This is a genomic window from Aquibium sp. A9E412 (assembly GCF_030398335.1).
Classification (GTDB): domain Bacteria; phylum Pseudomonadota; class Alphaproteobacteria; order Rhizobiales; family Rhizobiaceae; genus A9E412.
This window is the reverse complement of sequence record NZ_JAOAOP010000029.1, coordinates 1-22301: the sequence shown is the minus strand read 5'-3', so window position 1 is coordinate 22301 and position 22301 is coordinate 1. Positions and strand designations below refer to the sequence as shown.

Genomic DNA, 22301 nt, shown 5'->3' with positions numbered 1-22301 from the left:
GTCCATGATTGACAGACGGCTAGCACATTTGTAATTGTTCATCAACAAAAATTGCCGCAGCACCCGAGGCCGCCTTGCACCCCACCCCCTCCGCCGCCGCCGACGGCATGCCGAGCGAGGCCGACCTGGCCGACCACGAGCAGGCGCTTATGCTGCGCGCGGCGTGGCTCTACTTCATCGAGGAGCGCAAGCAGGCCGACGTCGCCGAGGCGCTCGGCGTGTCGCGCTTCCGGGTCAACCGGATGCTCGCCGAGGCGCGCGACCAGGGGCTGGTGCGCGTCGAGGTGACGGCGCCGCTGGCGGACTGCGTGGCGCTCGAGCGCGAGGCGGTCGCCGCCTTCGGCCTGCGCAATGCGGTCGTGGTGCCGAGCCCGGTTTCGGCCGACGGCACCCACGCCATGGTGGGCGCCGGTCTCGCCCGCTACATGTCGGAGCAGGTCGCCGATCCGGCCAAGACGGTGTTCGGCATCGGCTGGGGGCAGACGATGCGCGAGATGCTGCGCTTCCTCAAGCCATGCCCGCGACCGGAGAGCAAGATCGTCACGCTGCTCGGCGCCCTGCCCCGCTCCTCCGAGGAAAATGCCATTGAAATCATTGGCAAACTCGGCCGCCTGCTCAAGGCAGAACGGTACTACATGACGGCGCCGATCTACGCCGACACGCCGGAGGCGCGCTACGTGCTGACCGGCCAGCAGTTCTTCGCCGCGGTGCTGGAGCTGATCCTCAGCGCCGACGTCGCCTGCTTCGCCGCCGGCGACATGAGCCCCGCGTCGCTGCTCGTGCGGCACGCGCTGCCGCGCGGCGTGAGCGCCGCCGAGCTGACGGCCGCGGGCGCGGTCGGCGACCTGCTCGGAACGTTCATCGACATCGACGGCGCGCCGGTCGACCACCCGGTCAACCGCCAGCTCGTCGGCCCCGGCCTGGCCGATCTGCGGGCGATGAAGTCGCTGGTCCTGGCCTCGGGCGGGGCCGGCAAGGTGGACGTGATCACCGGCGCGCTGCGCACCGGTCTGCCGCACGTGCTGGTTACCGACGAGGCGACGATGCGCGCCGTGCTGGCGCGCGCCGGCAAGGCCGGTGCGGGGCGGCCGCGCGGTGATGCGGCATGATGTCAACTTGTGTAGATACGAAAGCACAAAAGTGCAAACGGAGACCCGCCCCATGATCGAATGGAAACGTCTCACGAACCACGAGGTCGACGCGCTCGACCGGCGGCTGCCGGTCATCGTGCCGATCGGCCTGATCGAGGCGCACGGCCCGCATCTGTCGCTCAGCGTCGACATCGACACCGCGGAGTACTTCTCGCGCGCCATCGCCGAGCGCACCGGCGCCGTCCTGGCGCCCGGGCTGCCCTACGGCTTCGCCGACGAGATGCGTGACTATCCCGGCACCATCGGCCTCAGCCCGTCGACCTTCACCACGGTGATCGCCGAGCTCGGCGGCATGTTCTGCTTGCATGGCTTCCAGCGGCTGATCTTCCTGAGCGGCCACGGCGCCAACAAGGCGCCCTGCGAAGCGGCGTTCTGGACCATCTGGGAACGCTATCCCGAGGCGCGGCTGGCCTGCTGGAACTGGTGGACCGAGGCCGGCATCGCCGGCATCCACCACGCCGACAAGGGCGAGACGGAGGTCGCCGCGGTGACCGGCGCGGTCTACCACCCCGAGCGTGCCGTCGACTTCAAGATCGACAAGCCCTGGTACAAGCTGCGCTCGCGCCACGCCATCCATCCGCAGTCCGGCGGCATCAACGGCGAGCCGAGCAAGGCCGATCTCGAGGCCGGCCGGGCGGCGCGCGACCGGACCGTCGCGGTGCTGTCGCAGAAGGTGGCCGACATCATGCGCGCCGAGGGGCTGACGCCGGCCGCCGGGGCGGCGTCGTGAGCGGGTCCGTGCCGTCCGCAGCCAAGCCAGGAGGAAATGCGTGCTGAAACGCCACCAGACCGGAAAGCGCATGAGCCAGGTCGTCGAGGCGCCGGCCGGCGCGACGATGCTCTATTTCGCCGGCCAGATCGCGTCCGACCGGACGCTCGATCTCGAGGGCCAGACCCGCAACATCCTCGACAAGCTCGATGCGCTGCTCGCCGAGGCCGGCTCCGACCGCAGCCGCATCGTCTCGGCGATGATCTGGCTGTCGGACATCCGCAACCGGCACGCGGTCAACGCGGTCTGGGACGCCTGGGTGCCCGAGGGGGCCGCGCCGGCGCGCGCCTGCGTGGAGGCGCGGCTGGCCGAGCCGACGGATCTCATCGAGATCCAGATCGTGGCGGTCAGGTGAGGCGGGCGGCGGCATCATGGTGAGCGTCACGCTCGACGGCATCCGCAAGAGCTTCGGCGCCCACGAGGTGCTGAAGGACATCTCGCTCGAGATCGCCGACAAGGCGTTCGTCGCCTTCGTCGGACCGTCGGGCTGCGGCAAGTCCACGCTGCTGCGCGTGATCGCCGGGCTCGAGGCGGTCAACGCCGGCGAGATCCGCTTCGGCGCGCGGCGCATGAACGAGGTGCCCGCGCCCGACCGCGGCGCGGCGATGGTGTTCCAGTCCTACGCGCTCTATCCGCACATGAGCGTGTGGGAGAACATGTCGTTCAGCCTGCGGCTGCGCGGCGTCGGCCGCGCGGAGCGGCGCGCCAGGGCGGCCGAGGTCGCCGCCATGCTGCAGCTCGACGAGCTGCTCGACCGCAAGCCCGGCCAGCTGTCCGGCGGCCAGCGCCAGCGCGTCGCCATCGGCCGCGCGCTGATGCGCCAGCCCGAGGTCTTTCTGTTCGACGAGCCGCTGTCCAATCTCGACGCCGCGCTGCGCGCGGAGATGCGCGTCGAGCTCGCCAAGCTGCACCAGTCGCTCGGCAGCACGATGATCTACGTCACGCACGACCAGATCGAGGCGATGACGATGGCCGACACCATCGTCGTGCTCAAGGACGGCCGCATCATGCAGATGGGCGCGCCGATGGAGCTGTACAGCCGGCCCGCCTCGCAGTTCGTCGCCGAATTCATCGGCGCGCCGCGCATCAACATCTTCGCCGGACAGGTGGCGGCGAGCGACGCGGCGGCGAGCGACGCGGCGACGACCGCGGTGGCGCTCGACGGCGGCGCGACGGTCGCCATCCCGGCGCACCGGGCAGCGGCCGGCGCGCCGGTCCGGCTCGGCGTGCGGCCGGAGAACGTGGCGCTCGTCTCCGGCGAGGACGGCATCGCGGCGAAGGTCGACGTGGTCGAGCATCTCGGCGCCGAGACGCTGGTCTACTGCACCAGCGCGGCGCTGCCGGCGCCGGTCCTGGTGAAGACCGGGCACACGGCGATCGCGCCGGGCGCGGCCGTGCGCCTCGCCTTCGACGGCGCGGCCTGCCACCTGTTCGACGGGGACGGCCAGCGCATCGCCGCGGCGGGCTGACCGGCCGGCGCGGCCGGCCTCAGCCGGTCGCCATCAGCTCGATCGGCGTCTTAGACAGCACCCGGCAGCCATCCGGCTCGTAGACCAGCGTGTCGATCAGCCAGGTGTTGAACAGGCTTTCCAGATTGGTGACCATGTTGGCCTCGAAGACGCGGTCGAGATGGGCGTCGTCCTGGTAGTGGAAGTAGAACTCGCCGACCCAGTCGGGCGGCAGCGACAGGCCGAGCTCGTAGCCGAGCACCCAGCCCTCGGCGCCGTCGAGCCCAAGCCCGCCGAGCGCCTCGCGGACCAGCGCGTTGACCGCGCCGACGGTCATGCCGGCGCGCACCTCGCTGCGGAACAGGTCGAACACCTTCGCCGCCTTCTCGTACTGCCGCACCATCGCCGCCGGCGGATCGCCGAGATAGACGCCGCGCATGACGTTGGTGTGGTAGCGGTCGTGCACGCCGCACAGGTCGGCGCAGAGGAACTGGCCCTTCTCGATCGTCGCGCGTCCGGCCATCGAGTGACCGGAGGAGACCGGCCGCCCGTCGCGCACCGGCAGCGCGTTGAAGATCGGGATGAGGGCCGGGAACTCGCTGCCCGCCTTCATCATCTGCGCCGTCACCAGACCGAACAGCTCGAGCTCGGTCATGCCCGGCCTGAGCTCGCGGCGGATCGTCTCGATGCCGATGTCGGCGTAGCGCGCGGCCTGCTCGTGCTTGGCGATCTCGGCCGGCGACTTCACCCGCCGCGCCCGGCGCACGATGGCGCTGCCGTCGACGACGCGCGCCCCCTGGGCGGCGAACGCCCCCTCGAACATGGTCGAGACGGTCGGGTTGGGCAGGTAGCTCCACTTCTCCATCGCCACCGTGCCGCCGAGCCAGCCGCGCGCGGCCAGCTCGCCCATCACCAGCGGGATGTTGTCGCGCGCCGTGCGCGAGCGGAACCACACGGCGTCCTCGCACACCGAGACGCGCGACAGCACCGGCATCTCGGTCGGATTGTCGAAATGGATGACGTGGTCGTGGTCGACATGCACCGCGGTGCCGTAGCACTGCGGATAGCGCATCGGCGCGTTGGCCTTGTACCAGCTCGCGAAGAAGCCGTGCAGCCAGCAGATGTGCTCCGGCGTGGTGATCCAGAGCATGTCGACGCCCGCATCCGCCATCAGGCGGCGCACGCGGGCGAGCCGGTCGGCGTATTCTGCGGGCGCGAAGGCGAGCTGGCGCTCGCCCTCCACCATCGCCTCGAAGGCGCCGGGAGCCAGGCCGTTGTAGTCGGTCGAGCGCATCGTCCAGTCATCCGTGTTCGGGGGAAGGACCGGCCGCGGCAGGGGCGCGCGGCCGGCAAGCAAGCGCTGCGTGCGAGGCCGCCGGGAGGCGCCGCACGCAGAACCGCGGTCAGGCCTGCAGCCACTCCTCGAAGCGGCGCTGGGCGGTGTCGAAGTTCTCGCCCCACCAGCCCCAGTCGATCGCGAACTGCTGCGGCAGGTTCTGCGGCGACGACGGCAGGATCGCCGCCAGATCGGGCTCCAGCAGGTCGTAGGCCTTGAGGTTCGTCGGTCCGTAGTACATCACCCGCGCGAACGCCGCCTGCGGCTCGGCGCGGCCGAGCCAGTCGAGGATGCGCATGGCGCCCTTCGGGTTCGGTCCGCCCTTCATGGCGAGCCAGGCCTCGACCTCGCCCTGATAGGCCGCGTCGGTCCACATGAAGGCGAACGGCGCGCCGTTGTCGCGGATGGTGACCGTGCCGCGGCCGTTCCAGACATAGAGAAGGTCGACCTCCATGTCCTCCATGAGCTGCTGCTGCTGGCCGCCGGTCTCCCACCAGCTCGAGATGTGCGGCTTGATGCGGTCGAGGCTGGCGAACGCGCGGTCGAGGTCGAGCGGATAGAGCTCCTCCTTCGGCACGCCGTCGGCGAGCAGCGCGAATTCGAGCGTCGGATAGGCGGTGTAGCGGCCGAGCGCGCGCGGCCCGGGGAACCGCTCGACGTCCCAGAAGTCGGCCCAGCTCTTCGGATGGTCGTCGCCCGGCCAGCGGCGGGTGTTGTAGGCCATCACGTAGGACAGCGTGCTGCCGCCGATGGCGTGGTCGCCATAGGCGAGCTGGTTCGGCGTCAGCGCGCTCTTGTCGACGACGCTCCAGTCGATCGGCTCGGTGACGCCGCGCTCGATCAGCATCGGCGTGTCGAGCCCGGCGCCGAGCAGGAAGTCGATCTCCATCGCGCCCGCCTCGTGCATGGCCAGCACCTTGGGCGTGGAATAGGGGATGACCCGGACCGGCGTGCCCGACCGTTCGGTGAACGGCTCGTAGTAGGCGGCGGCGATGCGCTCGTCCCACTCGCCGCCCCAGCCCATGGTGGTGACGGGCGCGGTCTCCTGCGCGGCCGCGCGCGTGGCGAGCATGCCGTGGAAGGTCGTCAGCAGCGCCGAGCCGGCCGCCGCCTTGCCGAGGCTCGCGAGAAACTGCCTGCGCGACTGGCCGCGCGTGTCGTCGAGCACCTTGCGCAGGGTGCGCGCGGCCCGCTCCTGTTCCTTTCTGTCCAGCATCGTCCACTCCTTTCGGTTGCTTCCAGCTTATGGTTATGCGGGCGCCCGGCGGCGGCTGCGCAGCGCGAGCGCGACGACGGCCAGCGCGGCGAGCGCCAGCACGACGAGGGTTCCCGACGCCGCCGCGATGGTCGGCGAGAGCGAGATGCGCACGCCCTCCCACATGCGCACCGCAAGCGGCTTCTCCACGGTGCCGAGCAGGAAGAGGGCGACCAGCAGCTCCTGGGCCGACTGCAGGAAGGCGAAGACGGCGCCGACCAGCACCGAGGGCGCCAGCACCGGCAGCGTCACCGTGCGGATCGCCTGCAGGGGCGTGGCGCCGTGCGCCTGGGCGGCGCGCTCAAGGTCGCGGTCGTAGCCCTTGAGCGTGGCCAGCAGGTTGATCACCACGTAGGGAACGCCGGTGACGGTGTGGCCGAGCACCAGGCCGAGCACCGTGTTCGCCAGCCCGATGGGCGCGAAGAAGAGATAGAGCGAGATCGCCTTGATGATCGGCGGCACGATGATGGCCGCCAGCAGCAGCGCCTCGAAGCTGCGCCGGAAGGGAAAATCGTAGCGGGCGAGCGCGAAGGCGGCGGGAACGCCGACCAGGGTCGAGAACAGCGCCGTCAGCGTGCCGACCTGAAAGGTGATCCAGTAGGACGACAGCCAGCCCTCGTCGAGCAGCGCCCGGTACCACTGCAGCGAGTAGCCGGGCGGCGGAAAGTCGAGGAACTTGCTCGAGCTGAACGACACGGTCATCACCACGACGACCGGGAACAGCAGGTAGAACAGCGCCACCGTGGCGCAGAACCACAGCACGCGGGCTTCGGTGCGCGAGATCACCGGTCGCCTCCCGCCAGCCGCTCGAGGCCGAAGAACCGGTTGAAGACCACCAGGATCGCCAGGCTGATGACGAGCAGCACGACCGAGACGGTCGCCGCCATCGGCCAGTCGAACAGCTTGGCGGCCAGCGTCTCGATGCTCTGCGAGATCATCGTCTGGCGCGGCCCGCCGAGCAGCGCCGGCGTGATGTAGAAGCCCACCGTGTTGACGAAGGTGAGCAGCGCGCCGGCGATGACGCCGGGCATCGACAGCGGCAGGTAGACCGTGCGGAAGGCGCGCCATGCCGAGGCGCCGTGCGCGGCGGCCGCGTCCATCAGCGTGCGGTCGATCCGCGTCATGGCGGCGAACAGCGCCAGGATCATCAGCGGCAGCATGACCTGGATCGTGCCGACCAGCACCGCGAGCTCGGAGCTGAGATGCGAATAGGGCACGTCGACCAGACCGAGCCACATCAGGACCTGGTTGACGAAGCCGTAGCGGCCGAGCAGCACCATCCAGGAATAGGTGCGCACGATGTAGTCGAGCCAGTAGGGCACCGTGACCGCGAGCAGGAGCAGGATGCGCGCCCGCGGGCCGGCCCGCTCCATCAGCATCGCCACCGGATAGCCGATCACCAGACAGACGACCGTCGTGACGACGGAGATGCGCAGCGTGGTCCAGATCACGCCGAGATAGAGCGGGGTTTCCAACAGCTCCCGGTAGTTGACGAGCGAGAGCTCGCCGGCCTCTGTCACGCTGCGCGACAGGAGAACGCCGGTCGGCCAGATGAAGCACGCGCCGTAGAGCACGAGCGCCGGCAGCAGCAGCGCGAAGACGATCCACCTTTCTTCGCGCCGGCCGGTCATGCCGCGCCGTCCTTCCCGCCCGCCTCGGCCGGCAGGGCGAGCGTGTCCTCCGGCCGCCAGCGCAAGACCAGGCGCGCGCCCGGCCGGGCCGCCTCGGCCCGCGCCACCGGCACGCGCGCCTCGAGCGTGTGGCCGGCGACATCGGCGACGATCTTGATCGCCTCGCCGAGAAAGATCGTCTCGCGCACCGTGGCCGGCACCGCGTTGGCGCCGTCGTCGGCCCCCTCGCCGATCGTCACCAGCTCGGGCCGCACGGCGAGCTCGACCGGCCCGTCGGGCGCGGGTCCGTGCACCTTCATGACCGTGCCGTCGGCGAGCCGGGCCTCGGCGCCGCGGCGTTCGGCGCGCAGCAGGTTCGAGCCGCCGAGGAAGCGCGCCACGAAGGCGCTCACCGGCCGGTTCCACAGCTCCTGCGGGCTCGCCGCCTGCTGGATGACGCCGTTGCCCATGACGACGACGGAGTCCGACATGCCGAGCGCCTCGCCCTGGTCGTGCGTGACGTTGATGAAGGTGGTTCCGGCACTTCGATGGATCGTCTTGATCTCGACCTGCAACTGCTCGCGCAGCTCCTTGTCGAGCGCCGACAGCGGCTCGTCGAGCAGCAGAAGCGGCGGATTGGCGACCACGGCGCGGGCCATGGCGACGCGCTGGCGCTGGCCGCCGGAGAGCCGGTCGGGCCGCTGCTGCGCATAGCCCTCGAGCCGCACGAGCTCGAGCGCCTCGCCCACCCGCGCCGCCAGCCGATCGGTGTCGCCGCGCATGCGCAGCGCATAGGCGACGTTGTCGAAGACGCTCATGTGCGGAAACAGCGCGTAGCTCTGGAACATCATGCCGAGGCGGCGCCTATGGGTCGGCACGCCGCGCATGGAGCGGCCGTCGAACAGGATGTCGCCGCGGTCTGCCGACAGGAAGCCGGCGATGATGCGCAACAGGGTGGTCTTGCCGCTGCCGGACGCGCCGAGAAGCGTCACGAAGGTGCCCGCCTCGATGTCGAGCGAGCAGTCGCGCAGCACGGCGCGCGACCCGAAGGCCTTGCTGACGCCGTCGATGCGCACACCCGTCGCGTCCTGTTTGCGCCGCCCGTCATGCATGCCTGGCCCGGCTCCTCCCGCCTTTCCGAACGCCGCGAATGTTGACCTGCGAGCGGGCGCCGAGTCAACATTTATTATAATAAATAGGATTAATATGAGGGAGAGGCTTTCTTTGCCGGCACGAGGCGGCTAGCGTGGGCCAGGCGTCGGCCGCGAAAGGAGACCGGATTCATGGGCACAGCGCCCCGCGCACTCGCATCGGCACGGCACAAGGCGAAGCGGTCGGACCTGATCGCCGAGGAGCTGCTGCGCTGGATCCTGCTGACCGGCAAGCAGCCGGGCGACCGCCTGCCGCAGGAAAAGGAGCTGCTGGAGATCTTCGGCTGCTCGCGCGGCACGCTGCGCGAGGCGCTGAAGTCGCTCGAGGTGCAGGGGCTGGTGACCATGGTGACCGGGCCGAAGGGCGGCGCGCGGCTGACCGAGGTGCCGGAAGACCGGGCGATGCGGCTTCTCACCACCTATTTCTGCTTCCAGAAGCTCGACGCGCGGGCGATCTACGAGGTGCGCCTGATGCTCGAGCCGCTGATGGTGCGCGCGGCGATCGACCATCTGACGCCCGCCGACTTCGCCGCCATGCGCCGCACGATCGCGGTGTGCGACCACGGCCGCAGCGGCGCCGTCGACGCGGCCAGCCACCGGGCGGCCGAGATCCAGTTCCACCAGATCATCGCCCATCGCGTGCCGAACGCCTTCTTCCGCTTCTTCTGCGTGTTCATGAACCACGCGCTCTACTCGATGGTGACGCCGAAGGCGGTGGCGCACGGCAAGATGGAGCCGTTCGCCGACCACGTGATCCACGCGCACGAGGAGATCGTCGCCGCCCTCGAGCGCCGCGACGCCGAGCAGGCCGTGCATCTGATGCGCGAGCATGTGCGCGAGGCGGGCGAATACGTGCAGGACATGGAACTGAGCTTCCACCGGGCGCTGTTCGACCCGGCGCTGTCGCAGCAGCTCAACATCGCCGACGCCATGGAGCGGCTGAGCAGCCACGATCCGCGGCGCGTGCCCGATAGCGGCGACGAGCCGCGGACGGCAACCAACACCACCACAAAGACGGAGTAAGACACGATGGCGAGTTCTCCCGCAGCGGCGCCGGCGGCCGGCAGCGCCGCGGACATCGCGGCCGCCCTGCCCTTCGACACCGAGGCGATGGTGGCGGGGATCGAGCCCTGGGTGCGCTGCGAGAGCCCCTCGCTCGACGCCGAAGCGGTGGCGCGCATGATGCGCCTGGTCGCGCACGAGCTGGCGGTGATGGGCGCCCAGGTCGAGATGGTGCCGGGTCGCGACGGCATGGGCCCCTCGGTCCGCGCCCGCCTGCCGCACCCGGACGCCGGCGCGCCCGGCGTCCTGATCTCCGGCCATTTCGACACGGTGCATCCCGTCGGCACGCTGGCGCGCAACCCGTTCCGCCGCGAGGCCGACCGCGTCTACGGGCCGGGCATCCTCGACATGAAGGCGGGCAACTACATCGCGCTCGAGGCGCTGCGCCAGCTCGCCGCGGCCGGCCACCGCACGCCGCTGCCCGTCACCGTGCTGTTCACGCCCGACGAGGAGCTCGGCTCGCCGACCTCGCGCGCACTGATCGAGGCGGAGGCGCTGCGCCACCGCTACGTGCTGTGCCCCGAGCCGGCGCTCGCCGGCAACGGCGTGACCACCGGGCGCTACGCGATCGCGCGCTACGCCATCGAGACGCGCGGCACGCCGACGCACGCCGGCATCAAGCCGCAGGACGGCGCCTCGGCGGTGCGCGAGATGTGCCGCCGCATCCTCGAGATCGAGGCGATGACCGACGAGGAGTGCACCTTTTCCGTCAACGACCTGTCGTCGGGCCGCTGGGTCAACTGCGTGCCGGCGCAGGCCAGCGCCCAGGTGCTCAGCATGGCCAAGACCGAGGCGGCGCTGGCGCGCGGCAGCCAGGCCCTGCTGGCGGCCGCCGGGACCCGCGACGGCGTCGCCTTCGCCGTGCGGCAGACCGTCGCCCGGCCGCTGTGGGCCAACGGCCGGCCGGAGACGATGGCGCTGTTCGAGACCGCGCGCGGCATCGCCACGGCGCTCGGCCAGCCGCTGTCGGCCCACTCCTCGGGCGGCGGCTCGGACGCCAACTTCACCGGCGCGCTCGGCATCGCCTCGCTGTGCTCGCTCGGTGCGGCGGGCGCCGGCATGCACACGCTCGACGAGCACATCCTCGCCTCCAGCCTGGCCGAGCGCGGCCGGCTGACCGCCGGGCTGCTGCTGGCGCTCGGCCGCTGACGCGTTCCAGGCGAAGCGGAAACCGCTTCGCCTTTCGCAGACGCGTCAAGACAGTAAGCCGGAGCCGTTCTGCGATTCCGCGAAAAGCAGAGCGGCTCCAAGCCGCCGGCGCGGGCCGCCGGCCGGTCGAAAAAACCGCCCGGCAGGCCGCGCGCCCAGGAACATTCGGCCGCCGCCCCGGTTGTTCGTCTTCACGCTGCCCACCCGCACGGAAGGCGAACGCCATGAGCACCAGCGACCTGCCCAAGGAATCGGGCCCTGCCGGAGGCTGGGGGTCCCTGCGCGGCATCGGCCGCATCGCGCGCAACGCGGCGGCCGCGCCCGGCGCGCTCGACACGCTGCGCCGCCAGAACAAGCCCGGCGGCCTGATGTGCATGTCCTGCGCCTGGCCGAAACCGGCCAACTACCACCCCTTCGAGTTCTGCGAGAACGGCGCCAAGATGACGCTGTGGGAGCTGACCAGCCACCGCTGCACGCCCGCCTTCCTGGCCGAGCACACGGTGAGCGCGCTGCGCGAGCGCACCGACCACGAGCTCGAGGCGCAAGGCCGGCTGACCGCGCCGATGCGCTACGATCCCGACACCGACCGCTATGTCGAGATCGGCTGGGAGGAGGCGTTCTCCGGCATCGCCGCGGCGCTCAACCGGATCGAGCCGGACAGCGCGGTGTTCTATTCCTCCGGCCATGCCGGGCTCGAGGCGTCCTATCTCTATGCGCTGTTCGCCCGGCTCTACGGCACCAACAACCTGCCGCAGAGCTCCAACATGTGCCACGAGACGACGAGCGTCGGGCTCAAGCGGGTGATCGGCTCGCCGGTCGGCACCATCGTGTGGGAGGACCTGGACGAGACCGAGCTCATCATGTTCTTCGGCCAGAACCCCGGCACCAACTCGCCGCGCTTCCTGCACCCGATGAAGGCGCTCAAGGACCGCGGCGGCAGCATCATCACCTTCAACCCGATGCGCGAGCAGGGCCTGGTGTCGTTCGTCGACCCGCAGGACCTGAGCGCCATGGTGACCGGCGACGAGACGGTGATCTCGGACCAGTACCACCAGGTGAAGGCCGGCGGCGACATCGGCGCGCTGATGGGGCTGTGCAAGGCGGTGCTCGAGGCCGACGACGCGGCGCGGCGGGACGGCGGCGCGCGGGTGCTCGACGCCGCCTTCATCGCCGAGCACACCACCGGCTTCGAGGGTTTCGCGGCCGAGCTGCGCGAGACCGACTGGGCCGACATCGAACGCACCTCGGGGCTCGGCGAGGCGGCGATCCGCGAGGCCGCGCGCGCCTACATGTCGACCGACAAGGTGATCGCCGCCTACGGCATGGGCCTGACGCAGCAGGCGCATGGCTGGCTCAACATCGCGCTTCTGACCAATCTGATGCTGATGCGCGGCAATATCGGCCGCAAGGGCGCCGGCATCACGCCGGTGCGCGGCCATTCCAACGTGCAGGGCCAGCGCACCGTCGGCATCGCCGAGAAGACGGCGCTGATCCCGATGGACCGGCTGCGCGCGCTGTTCGACTTCGAGCCGCCGCAAAAGGACGGCATGCACATCGTCGACGCGGTCGAGGGCATGGCCGACGGCCGCGTCAAGGCGACGATCAGCCTCGGCGGCAACCTGCTGCGCGCGGTGCCCGACCGCGACCTGATGGAGCGCGCCTGGCCGCGACAGGAGCTGACGGTGATGATCTCGACCAAGCTCAACCGCTCGCACCTGTTTCCCGGCAAGGCGGCCTACATCCTGCCGTGCCTGAGCCGCGCGGAGGAGGACATCCAGGAGAGCGGCCCGCAGGCGGTGAGCATCGAGGACAGCTTCGCGATGATCCACGGCTCGATCGGCCACCGCACGCCGGCCGCCGACACGCTGAAGAGCGAGCTGGCGATCGTCGCCGGCATGGCCAAGGCGACGCTGAAGCCGAACCCCAGGGTGACGTGGGACGCGTGGACCGCCGACTACGGCACGGTGCGCGCGCTGATCGAGCAGACCTACCCGGACGACTTCAGGGACTTCAACGAACGGCTGCACCAGCCCGGCGGCTTCTATCGCGAGATCGGCGCCCACTACCGCAAGTGGAACACCGACAGCGGCAAGGCCGTCTTCACGACGCCCGAGCGCCTCGACGCGCTCGACTTCGGCGACCGGCCGGGCCGCTACCGGCTCGTCACCGTGCGCTCGAACGACCAGTTCAACACCACCGTCTACGGCTATTCCGACCGCTTCCGCGGCGTCGAGGGCACGCGCGAGGTGGTGCTGATGAACGAGGCCGACATCGCCGAGGCCGGGCTCGAACGCGACCAGAGCGTGACCCTGGTCTGCGACTTCGACGACGGCCGCGACCGGCGCCTGAGCGGCATGAAGGTCATCCCCTACGACCTGCCGCGCGGCACCGTGGTGTCGTATTTTCCCGAATGCAACGTGCTGGTGCCGATCGGCCACCACGACAAGCTGTCGAAGACGCCGGCCGGCAAGGCCGTGCCGGTGCGCATCGAGCCCGACGCGCGCGCCTGAGGCCGGGCGAGCACGCCCGGCCGCAGCGTGCCTCAGCCGGCCGCCTGCGGCAGCACGAAGGGGGTGCCGTCGTCGGGTACCCGGCCGACGGCCAGCGGACAGTCGAAGACGCGCGCCAGGACCGCGTCGCAGAGCACCGTGCGCGGCGGGCCGGCGGCGGCCGGGGCGCCCTGCTTCATCATCACGATATGGCCGGCGAACATGGCCGCCAGGTTGAGGTCGTGCAGCACGGCGACGACGCCGCCGCCGGCGGCGGCGAAGTCGGCGGCGATGCGCATCACCAGGAGCTGGTGGCGCATGTCGAGGCTGGAGACCGGCTCGTCGAGCAGCAACCAGCGCGGCGCGCCGCCGGCGACCGGCTGCCAGACCTGGCACAGCACCCGGGCGAGCTGCACGCGCTGCTGCTCGCCGCCCGACAGCTCCTGGTAGAGCCGGCCGGCATAGCCGGCGAGATCGACGCGGGCGAGCGCCCGTTCGGGCAGCGCCGCGCCGGCCGCGCCGGCGTCGCCGCCGGTCAGCCCGAGGCGCACGACCTCGCCGACGGTGAAGGGAAAGGCGAGCGGCGTGTGCTGCGGCAGCACGGCGCGCAGCGCGGCCGCCTGCCAGGGCTTCAGCGCGGCGAGCGCGCGGCCGTTGATGGTCACCGTGCCGGTGTGCGCGACGTCGCCCGACAGGGCGCGCAGCAGCGTCGTCTTGCCGGACCCGTTGGGCCCGACGACCGCCGTCACCGCACCGGCCTTTGCGGCAAAATCGACGCCCGACAGGATGCGTGCGCGGCCCATGGTCACCGCAAGGTCGCGGGTCTCGATCATCGCCCTCTCACAGGTCGAGCACGCCGCGCCGGCGCAGCAGGATCCACAGGAAGAACGGCGCGCCGAGCGCCGCCGTGACGATGCCGATCGGCAGTTCGGCCGGCGCCACGACGGTGCGGCTCACCGTGTCGGCGGCGACCAGCAGGCTGGCGCCGAGCAGCGCGGAGGCCGGCAGCAGGTAGCGGTGGTCGGGGCCGATCAACAGGCGCAGCAGATGCGGCACGACGATGCCGACGAAGCCGATGCCGCCGGAAACGGCGACCGCCGCGCCGGTCGCGGCGGCCACGGCCACCACCGCGGCGTTCTTGAGACGCTGCACCGGCACGCCGAGATGGTGCGCGGCCGGCTCGCCGAGCGCCAGCGCGTTGAGGCCGCGGGCCAGGAACGGCGCGGCGAGGAGCGCCGGCAGCACGACCGGCGCGGCCGCCGCCAGCTTGCTCCACGTCGCGCCGGCGAGCGAGCCGAGCCCCCAGAAGGTGAGGTCGCGCAGCTCGCGGTCGTCGGCCAGATAGACGAGCATGCCGGAGAACGCGCCGGCCAGGGCGGCCAGCGCGATGCCGGCCAGGAGCATGGTGGCGATCGAGGTCTGGCCGCGCCGCGTGGCGACGCGGTAGAGCAGCACCGTGGTGCCGAGGCCGCCGGCGAAGGCGGCGAGCGGCAGCGCATAGAGGCCGAGCAGGGCCGCGACCGGCGCCAGGACGCCGCCGCCCAGCACGATCATGAGAATGGCGCCGAGCCCGGCGCCGGCCGACACGCCGACCAGGCCGGGATCGGCCAGCGGGTTGCGGAACAGGCCCTGCATCACCGCGCCGGACACGGCGAGCGCGGCGCCGACCAGCATGCCGAGCGCGACGCGCGGCAGACGGATGTCGAGCACGATCACGCGGTCCTGCGCGGCGACCGGCATGCCGCCGGGGGCGAGCGCATCGACCAGCACGCGCAGCGCCGAGGCGCCCGAGGCGCCCTGGCCGAGACCGAGCAGCGCGCTCGCCGCCAGCAGCGCGACGAGCACGACGAGCGTCAAGCGGGCACGGGCCGAGCGGTCGCCGGCGCCGGCGGCGGACCGCCGGCGCGTCGTGCGCGCCGGGCGCGGCAGGCTACCGTGCATCGCAGGATCGTCCTGCCACGGGATCGGTCGGCGCGGCCGTCGGCACGCGGCAGCGCCGCAGCGTCGCATGACCACTCATCGGGTCGCCGCCCCGCCGTCCGCCGGCGCTGCCAGCGCGTCGCCGTAGAGCCTTGCGGCAAGCTCGGCGGCGGCGGCGCCGCTGCGCGGCCCGAAGCCGAGCAGGTAGAGCCCGTCCATGCGCAGGATGCGGCCCGCCGCGGCGGCCGGCGTGGCGGCAAGTGCGGGATGCGCCAGCACCGCGTCGCGCGTCACGCCCTCGCCGTCGCCGCGCGCCATCATCAGAATCGCGTCCGGCGCGGCGGTGACGACCGCCTCGTCGGTGAGCGGCTTGTAGCCGGCAAAGCCGGTGATCGCGTTCTGCGCGCCGGCGAGGCGGATCATGCCGTCGGCGGCTGTGCCGCTGCCGGCGGCGAGCACCTTGCCGCCCTGCAGGCTGAGCACGAACAGCACGCTGCGTCGCTCGTCGAGGCCGGTCGTCATGGCGCGCGCGGCGTCGAGCGCGCGGCCGACCTCGCCGGCCAGCGCCGCCGCGGCGTCCTCGGCACCGATCGCCGCGCCGACGATGCGGATCTTGTCGAGGATGCCGGCCCGGTCGTAGCGCTCGGCCACCAGCCGCAGCGGCACGCGCGCCTGCTCGAGCACGGCGACGGTCTCGGGCGGGCCGCTGCCCTCCAGCGCCAGGATCGCCGTCGGGTCGACCGACAGCACGCCCTCCGGCGACAGCGCGCGCATGTAGCCGACGTCGGGCAGCGTCGCGGCGGCCTCGGGAAAGGTGCTCGTCGTGTCGCGCGCGACCAGCAGCTCCTGGCGGCCGAGCGCATAGACGATCTCCGTCAGCGCGCCGCCGATCGTCACCAGCCGCGAAGGGTCGGCGAACGGCACGGCCGGCTCCTCGGCCGCGGCCGGCGCCAGCGCCAGGCCGGTCGCGAGAGCGGCGCCGGCGACGGCGGCGCAAAGCCGGCGGAGCGCATGGCGGACGGTCTGCGTCATGGTCATGGCTGGCCCCTCCATCATGCCGCCGCGGAGCCGGCGGAACGCGGCAGCGCCTCGACCAGCCGGCGCCAGGGCACGCGTTCGTCCTGACCCTCCTGGCGCTGGCCGAAGAACTGGATGGCCATGCGCCCGGCCGCGTCGTAGCCCTCGAGCGAGGTGACGTGGCCCTTGTCGGTCGGCTTGCGCACCGCCCACAGCTCGCGGATGTGGTCCTGCCGCAGATGCATGTGGAAGGTCGGGTCCATGACGTTGAGCCACGGCCCCATCGGCCGGACATTGGCGATCGGCCCGGAATGGATCTGGATGCAGCCGTGATTGCCGATGAAGCACATGATCGGCGTTGCGGCCTCGACCGCGCCTTCCATCATGGCGCGCAGCGCGCCGGTCTCGACGCGCCAGGCGAAGTCGGCGCCGACGAGGCCGACCGCCTGGCGGCGCGTCAGCTTCATGTCGCGCAGGATGGCGACGAACTGGTGCACGTCGGTCATCGCCTCCCAGCGCGCGCGCAGGACGGCGACGTCGGCCGACGGCTCCGGCGCCGGCTTCGGCGCGGGCACCGGCGCGACGGCGAGCGTCTGGCTCTGGTCGGCGGCGGCCAGCGTCTCGACCAGCCGGCGATAGGCGGCGCCGTCGGATTCGGGCCGCAGATGCACCTTGTGCACGGCCGTCCCGGCGGCGTCGAAGACCTGCAGGCTGTGCCGCACGGCGCCCTCGACGCGCTTTTCCACGGCGAAGGCGTGCACCCAGGCCTTGGGAAAGACGCGCAGGTCGATCTGCGGACCGAGCACCAGCGTGCCCGCGCTGCCGGAGACGGTCTTCTCGTAGACGCCGATCTTCTCGTGCACGGCGCTGTCGTTGCGCGTCAGCGCCATCACGGTGCCGACGGCCGCAAGGCCGCTCAGCATGGCGTCGACGCGCGGCTCAAGGCGCGTGACGCCCTGCCCGCAATGGGCGGCGACCAGCTCGGCCTCGCTGATGCCGTGCCGGGCGGCGAAGTCGCGCTCGCGCGGCTCGGGATCGGCGGCGCGCGCCGCGCGGATGGCCGCGGGGCCGGACATGCTCTCGCTCGTCATCGCGCCACCTACTTGTTGAGAATCAGCTTGCCCTGGCGGGTGATCTTCAGCCGGTAGGCCTGCCCGCCATGCTCGATGGTGATCTCCTGCGCCTGGCCGAAGAGCTCGCGGCTGGAGTAGACGCGCGGGCCGGCCTCGGCCGGCCGGATGGCGCCGGCGGCCGTTTGCCCCCGCGCCCCGCTGCGGTTGATGAAGCTCTGGCTGTTCACGAGACGGTGCCCTCCTTGGGATGCCTGGCTCGCATCGGCTGGCTGGGCGACGGTGTGTGACTGCGATTTCTTGACAGTCCTAATCAGGTTAATTAGGGAGCGCAATACCGGAGTTGGCGTGTCATGTTTTTTCGCCGCTCCGCAGCGTTCAACCGGTGCCAGCGAGCCGCCCGCCAGCCAGCACACATCCCGATCGTCAGGAGTGTGGACATGGTGGGGGTCAAGATGCGCAACGGGGGCCGGCTGCTGTGCGGCGTGGCGACGCTCGCGCTCGTCGGGTCGCAGTTGGCGGCCGCGCAGGAAACCAACGAGGCGGACAAGCAGGGGCGCGTGACGCTGCTGCAGCGCCTGGTCGTCGGCGCCGGCGCCGACAAGGTGGCGATCGAGACGCCGCAGGCGGTGTCGGTCGTCGACCAGGAGGCGCTCGACGCCGAGCAGCCGGAGACCGTGGGCGACGCGATCGACGCGTTGCCCGGCGTCAAGGCGATCGGCTCGCAGCGCGTGCTCGGCGAGAGCTTCAACATCCGCGGCATCGGCGCCTCCGCCGCGTCGGACGAGCCGCGGCTGATCGTCAATGTCGACGGCGCGCCGAAGTTCTACGAGCAGTACCGCATGGGCTCGTTCTTCAGCGATCCCGAGCTCTACAAGCGCATCGAGGTGCTGCGCGGACCGGCGTCCTCGACGCTCTACGGCGCGGGCGCACTGGCCGGCGTCATCAACCTGACCACCAAGGATCCCGCCGACTTTCTGACCGACGGCCAGACCTGGGCGCTGCGCCAGAAGCTCGGCGGCACGCTGAACGGCGGCGGCGCGGGCTTCCTCACCTCCTCGACGCTCGCCTGGCGCGCCGGCGCGCAGGCCGCCTTCCTGCTCAACGGCACGCACCGGCAGAGCGACGCCTTCGTCGACGGCAGCGGCAACACCGTCGACGGCACCGACTTTTCCACCTGGTCGGGGCTGGCCAAGGGCGTCTTCACGCTCGGCCCGCTCGGCGAGCACCGGCTCGAGGCGAGCTACTCGCGCTGGTTCAGCGACGTCGACGACGCGCCCTACTCGCAGTCCGGCCTGTCGGGCGGCGTCCTGACGGCGTTCGGCACCGCCGACCGGGTTGTCAACGACCAGACCGCCACCTTCGCCTACAGCTACACGCCGATCGACAATCCGTGGATCGACTTCTCGCTGACCGGCGGCTATGCGAGCAGCCTCGTCGAGCAGTCGGACGTCTCGCCGGGCCTGCGCTTCGCCTTCGGCGACCGCTGGGACATCGCCTACGACACCTGGCAGCTGCGCGCCGAAAACACCGCGACGATGACCGGCGACCGCTGGGAGAACTTCCTCACCGTCGGCGCCCAGGCGCAGACGCAGGATCGGGTCTCCGACGCGCAGTTCGTCGGCCCGCCCTTCTTCCCGCCCGGCATCGCCGGCCCCTACCCGATCGGCTCGCATCCGAGCGGCCGGGCGACCAGCTTCGGCGCCTTCGTGCAGTCGGAGTTCGTCCATGACGGCTGGCTGACGGTGATTCCCGGCGCCCGCGTCGACCACTTCCGCATGTCGGCGGGCGACAACGTGCCGGCCGCCGTCGGCGAACGCGCCAACCGCTACACGCTGTTCTCGCCCAAGCTGGCCGCGCACGCCCAGCTCAACGACTGGCTCGCCGTGTTCGGCTCGGCCGCGCAGACGCAGCGCGCGCCGGTGCTCGACGAGCTCTACGACGTCGACGGCCATGTCGGGCTGAAGCCGGAGCGCTCCAACAGCTTCGAGCTCGGCGCGGCGGTCTCGCTCTACGATGTGGCGGCCGTCGGCGACGTGCTGCAGTTCAAGGTCACCGGCTTCGCCAACCGCATCAACGACCTGATCTACCGCGCCGATGACGGCGATCCGTACTTCAACGCCCCGCACGCCGACTACCGCGGCGTCGAGGTCGAGGCGGCCTATGAGGGCGACCGGCTGTTCGGGCGCGCCGCCTACAGCCTGATCCGCGGCGAGCTGTGGACGGGCACCTATCTCGACACGATCCCGGCCGACGAGCTGGTGCTGACGCTCGGCACGCGGCTGCCCGAGCGCGATCTCGAGATGAGCTGGACCGGCACCTTCGCCGCGCCGCAGCGGCGCGTCGCCGACCCCTCCGTCACGGTGTGGGGTGACGGCGCCCCGACCGGCGGCTATATGGTGCACGATCTGCAGGCGAGCTGGACGCCGAGCGACGGACCGCTTGCGGGACTCGACGTGCAGTTCGGAATCGAGAACGTCTTCGACACGACCTACCGCGAGCACCTGTCCGGCGACACCGCGCCAGGCCGGACCTTCAAGCTCACGCTGGCGCGGCAGTTCGGAGGATAGCGCGATGCCCGCCCGCCACGCCAGCCGGCTCCTCGCCGCCCTCGCCGCCATGGCGACGGCGCTGACCGCCGTCGCCGCCCAGGAGGCGGCATCCGACGCGACGACCGACAGCGGGCCGCCGGCCGGCCTGACCCTCGAGCTCAACGCGCTCGAGGGCACGGCGGCGGGCTGCCGGCTGACCTTCGTCGCGACCAACCGGCTCGGCACCGACATCGCCAAGGCGGCCTTCGAGGTCGCGCTGTTCGACACGGCCGGCCTGGTCGAGCGCCTGATGGTGCTCGACTTCCGCGACCTGCCGCACGAGCGCACGCGGGTGCGCCAGTTCGACCTCGCCGAGCTCGACTGCGGCGGCATCGGCCGCGTGCTGATCAACGACGCCACCGCCTGCGACGGCGACGGGCTGGCGCCCGACGCCTGCATCCGCGGGCTGGCCGCCGAAAACCGCACCGACATCGCCTTCGGCGCCTGACAGGGGAGCCCGCCATGACCGACCGCCTGGCCGACGCCGTCGGCAACCTCTTCGCCCTGGGCGGCCCGGTGGTCGCCATCCTGGTGCTTCTGTCGGTGTTCGCGCTGGCGATGATCCTGCTCAAGGCCGGCCAGTTCCTGCGCGAGCGCGTCGGCGCCGGCGGCCGGACCGAGCGCGCGCTCGACGCCTGGGCGCAGCGGCGCGACGGCGAGGCGCGCGCCCTCGTCGAGCGCGACCCCTCGCCCGCCGGCGCCGCCTTGGCGCTGGTGTTTGCGCGCATGGGCGCGGCCGACGCCGACCGCCAGGCGATCGAGGAGGAGGCCGCGCGGCTCGCCACCGTCCGGCTGCACGCCCTGCAGCGCGGCCTGCGGGCGCTCGACGCGATCGCCCAGACGGCGCCGCTGCTCGGCCTGTTCGGCACCGTGCTCGGCATGATCGACGCCTTCCAGGCGCTGCAGTCGGCCGGCAGCGTCGTCGATCCGTCGATGCTGGCCGGCGGCATCTGGGTGGCGCTGCTGACGACCGCGGTCGGCCTCGGCGTGGCGATGCCGGTGTCGCTGGCGGTCACCGTGTTCGAGACGCGCATCGAGAACGAGCGCGTCGCCATCGAGACAACGACGGGCGCGGCGCTGGCCCGCCGGCCGTCGGCGACGGCCGTTCCCGGCGCGGCCGAGGCCGCGGCCGCGCCGCAGCGCGAGGCGGCCGGCCATGCGGCTTGAGCGCGCCCGCGCGGTCCGCCGGCCGCTGTCGCTGACGCCGCTGATCGACGTCATCTTCCTGCTGCTGCTGTTCTTCATGCTGTCGTCGACCTTCACCCGCTTCGCCGAGATCGAGATCGCCGCCGGCCATGCCGGCAGCGGCGCGGCGGCCGCCACGCCGGACGTGCTGATCGTGCTCGAGGCGGGGCGCTGGCAGGTGAACGGCGCCCGCCTCGAGCGCGCCGCCGCGCTCGACCGGCTCGCCACGCTCGAGGGCGACGGTGCGCAAAGCGCCGTGCTGATGGTGCGCGAGGGCGTGACGACGCAGGCGATGATCGAGGCCATCGAGGCGGTGCGGCGCGAGACCGGCCTCGCGCTGTCGCTGGCGCGGTAGCCGCCATGATGCGCATCACGCGCCCGCAGCCCGCCCGGCGGCGCGAGAGCACCGTCGCGCTCATCAACATCGTCTTCCTGATGCTGATCTTCTTCCTGATCGCCGGCACGCTGGCGCCGCCGCTCGACCCCGAGGTGCAGCCGGCGCACACCGCCGACGCCGCTCCGGCCGGGCCGCCCGACGCGCTGTTCGTGACGCGCGAGGGCGCGCTGCGCATCGGCGGCCGGCCGACCACGGTCGCCGCGGTCGCGGCGGCGCATGGCGGCGCGGGCGACGGCGAAACGCCGGTCCGGCTGGTGCCCGACCGCGCCCTGCCCGCCGTCGCACTGGTCGAGCTGATCGCCGAGCTGCGCGCGGCCGGCATCGCCGACATCGCGGTGGTGACGGAGCGGCGGCGGCCATGAGGATCGCCGCCCGACAGTGGGCCGTGGCCGCCGCGCTGTCGCTCGCCGCGCATGCCGGCGCCGCGCTGCTGCTGCTGCCCGATGGCGAGACGGTGGAGGTCGCCGGCGGCGGCGCGGTCGAGATCGCGCTCGCCGGCAACGCCTTCGTCGACCAGAGCGCCGCCGGCACACCGGCGTCGGAGACGGCGCCGGCAGAGCCCGCCGAGACGCTGACGCCGCGCCCGGCGGATGCGCCACGGACGGCCGAGAGCAAGACGCTTTCCCCGGCGGCAGGCCGCGCGGCGCAGTCGACCGGCGGGCAGGCAGCGCCGCGCGCCGAAGCGCCCGATGCCGCACGCC

22 protein-coding genes and 1 pseudogene are annotated in these 22301 nt (G+C 72.0%); 13 read left to right on the top strand and 10 right to left on the bottom strand.

Translation table 11 applies throughout. The features are described 5' to 3' along the window. Positions 1–74 precede the first annotated feature (74 nt). The 4 genes from N1F89_RS12020 to N1F89_RS12005 are packed head-to-tail and all read left to right on the top strand — an operon-like array spanning position 75 to position 3389. Positions 75–1109, top strand: a complete 1035-nt coding sequence (locus tag N1F89_RS12020; RefSeq protein WP_290084336.1) for a sugar-binding transcriptional regulator — start codon at positions 75–77, stop codon at positions 1107–1109. Between the two features lie 52 nt (positions 1110–1161). Next, on the top strand, positions 1162–1881 hold the full coding sequence (locus tag N1F89_RS12015) for a creatininase family protein (protein ID WP_290084335.1): 720 nt from the start codon (positions 1162–1164) through the stop codon (positions 1879–1881). A gap of 40 nt (positions 1882–1921) precedes the next feature. Next, entirely contained in the window at positions 1922–2275 is a 354-nt protein-coding gene (locus N1F89_RS12010; RefSeq protein ID WP_290084334.1) for a RidA family protein, read from the top strand. Between the two features lie 13 nt (positions 2276–2288). After that, a complete protein-coding gene (locus tag N1F89_RS12005) occupies positions 2289–3389 on the top strand; it encodes an ABC transporter ATP-binding protein (RefSeq protein WP_290084354.1) in 1101 nt (366 codons plus the stop codon). 19 nt (positions 3390–3408) lie between these two features. Here N1F89_RS12005 and N1F89_RS12000 read toward each other — a convergent pair whose 3' ends face one another. From N1F89_RS12000 to N1F89_RS11980, 5 genes are all read right to left on the bottom strand, one after another. After that, positions 3409–4662 carry a Xaa-Pro peptidase family protein gene (locus N1F89_RS12000; RefSeq protein ID WP_290084333.1) on the bottom strand — a complete coding sequence of 418 codons (1254 nt, stop codon included), beginning with the start codon at positions 4660–4662 and terminating at the stop codon, positions 3409–3411. A 109-nt stretch (positions 4663–4771) separates the two neighbouring features. After that, positions 4772–5920: an ABC transporter substrate-binding protein gene (locus N1F89_RS11995; RefSeq protein WP_290084331.1), complete on the bottom strand. Its 1149-nt coding sequence runs from the start codon at positions 5918–5920 to the stop codon at positions 4772–4774. A 33-nt stretch (positions 5921–5953) separates the two neighbouring features. After that, a complete protein-coding gene (locus N1F89_RS11990; RefSeq protein WP_290084329.1) occupies positions 5954–6745 on the bottom strand; it encodes an ABC transporter permease in 792 nt (263 codons plus the stop codon). Further along, a complete protein-coding gene (locus tag N1F89_RS11985; RefSeq protein WP_290084328.1) occupies positions 6742–7590 on the bottom strand; it encodes an ABC transporter permease in 849 nt (282 codons plus the stop codon). Before N1F89_RS11985 ends, N1F89_RS11990 begins: the two co-directional genes overlap by 4 nt. Further along, positions 7587–8681, bottom strand: a complete 1095-nt coding sequence (locus N1F89_RS11980) for an ABC transporter ATP-binding protein (RefSeq protein WP_290084327.1) — start codon at positions 8679–8681, stop codon at positions 7587–7589. The genes N1F89_RS11985 and N1F89_RS11980 overlap by 4 nt, the downstream gene beginning before the upstream one ends. Positions 8682–8852: 171 nt before the next feature. Here N1F89_RS11980 and N1F89_RS11975 point away from each other — a divergent pair, with 171 nt between their 5' ends. The 3 genes from N1F89_RS11975 (at position 8853) to N1F89_RS11965 (ending at position 13441) form a co-directional block, all read left to right on the top strand. Then, entirely contained in the window at positions 8853–9743 is an 891-nt protein-coding gene (locus tag N1F89_RS11975; RefSeq protein ID WP_290084326.1) for an FCD domain-containing protein, read from the top strand. Between the two features lie 6 nt (positions 9744–9749). Beyond that, entirely contained in the window at positions 9750–10931 is a 1182-nt protein-coding gene (locus N1F89_RS11970; RefSeq protein WP_290084325.1) for a M20/M25/M40 family metallo-hydrolase, read from the top strand. Positions 10932–11155: 224 nt separating this feature from the next. Beyond that, complete coding sequence (locus N1F89_RS11965) at positions 11156–13441, top strand: FdhF/YdeP family oxidoreductase (RefSeq protein ID WP_290084324.1); 2286 nt, start codon at positions 11156–11158, stop codon at positions 13439–13441. Positions 13442–13473: 32 nt separating this feature from the next. Here N1F89_RS11965 and N1F89_RS11960 read toward each other — a convergent pair whose 3' ends face one another. The 5 genes from N1F89_RS11960 to N1F89_RS11940 form a co-directional block, all read right to left on the bottom strand. After that, positions 13474–14253 carry a heme ABC transporter ATP-binding protein gene (locus N1F89_RS11960; RefSeq protein WP_290084323.1) on the bottom strand — a complete coding sequence of 260 codons (780 nt, stop codon included), beginning with the start codon at positions 14251–14253 and terminating at the stop codon, positions 13474–13476. A gap of 7 nt (positions 14254–14260) precedes the next feature. Further along, a complete protein-coding gene (locus tag N1F89_RS11955) occupies positions 14261–15361 on the bottom strand; it encodes an iron ABC transporter permease (protein WP_290084322.1) in 1101 nt (366 codons plus the stop codon). A gap of 75 nt (positions 15362–15436) precedes the next feature. Then, positions 15437–16378, bottom strand: a complete 942-nt coding sequence (locus N1F89_RS11950) for an ABC transporter substrate-binding protein (protein ID WP_290084321.1) — start codon at positions 16376–16378, stop codon at positions 15437–15439. Positions 16379–16392: 14 nt separating this feature from the next. Then, the gene (locus N1F89_RS11945; RefSeq protein WP_290084320.1) at positions 16393–17433 is read right to left on the bottom strand and encodes a ChuX/HutX family heme-like substrate-binding protein; all 1041 of its coding nucleotides are present in this window, start codon (positions 17431–17433) and stop codon (positions 16393–16395) included. Between the two features lie 23 nt (positions 17434–17456). Continuing rightward, a complete protein-coding gene (locus tag N1F89_RS11940) occupies positions 17457–17657 on the bottom strand; it encodes a hemin uptake protein HemP (protein ID WP_354670323.1) in 201 nt (66 codons plus the stop codon). 210 nt (positions 17658–17867) lie between these two features. On the opposite strand from N1F89_RS11940, the gene N1F89_RS11935 reads away from it, so the two are divergent. The 6 genes and pseudogenes from N1F89_RS11935 to N1F89_RS11910 form a co-directional block, all read left to right on the top strand. Further along, entirely contained in the window at positions 17868–19997 is a 2130-nt protein-coding gene (locus N1F89_RS11935) for a TonB-dependent receptor (RefSeq protein WP_290084319.1), read from the top strand. A 4-nt stretch (positions 19998–20001) separates the two neighbouring features. Further along, positions 20002–20466 (top strand): hypothetical protein, encoded by a 465-nt coding sequence (locus N1F89_RS11930; protein WP_290084318.1) that lies wholly within the window; start codon positions 20002–20004, stop codon positions 20464–20466. Positions 20467–20480: 14 nt separating this feature from the next. Further along, on the top strand, positions 20481–21185 hold the full coding sequence (locus N1F89_RS11925; RefSeq protein WP_290084317.1) for a MotA/TolQ/ExbB proton channel family protein: 705 nt from the start codon (positions 20481–20483) through the stop codon (positions 21183–21185). After that, a complete protein-coding gene (locus N1F89_RS11920; RefSeq protein ID WP_290084316.1) occupies positions 21175–21558 on the top strand; it encodes a biopolymer transporter ExbD in 384 nt (127 codons plus the stop codon). The genes N1F89_RS11925 and N1F89_RS11920 overlap by 11 nt, the downstream gene beginning before the upstream one ends. A gap of 5 nt (positions 21559–21563) precedes the next feature. Continuing rightward, complete coding sequence (locus N1F89_RS11915; RefSeq protein ID WP_290084315.1) at positions 21564–21962, top strand: biopolymer transporter ExbD; 399 nt, start codon at positions 21564–21566, stop codon at positions 21960–21962. Continuing rightward, positions 21959–22301: pseudogene (locus N1F89_RS11910) on the top strand (hypothetical protein); the annotation flags it as partial. The gene N1F89_RS11915 and the pseudogene N1F89_RS11910, both read left to right, overlap by 4 nt.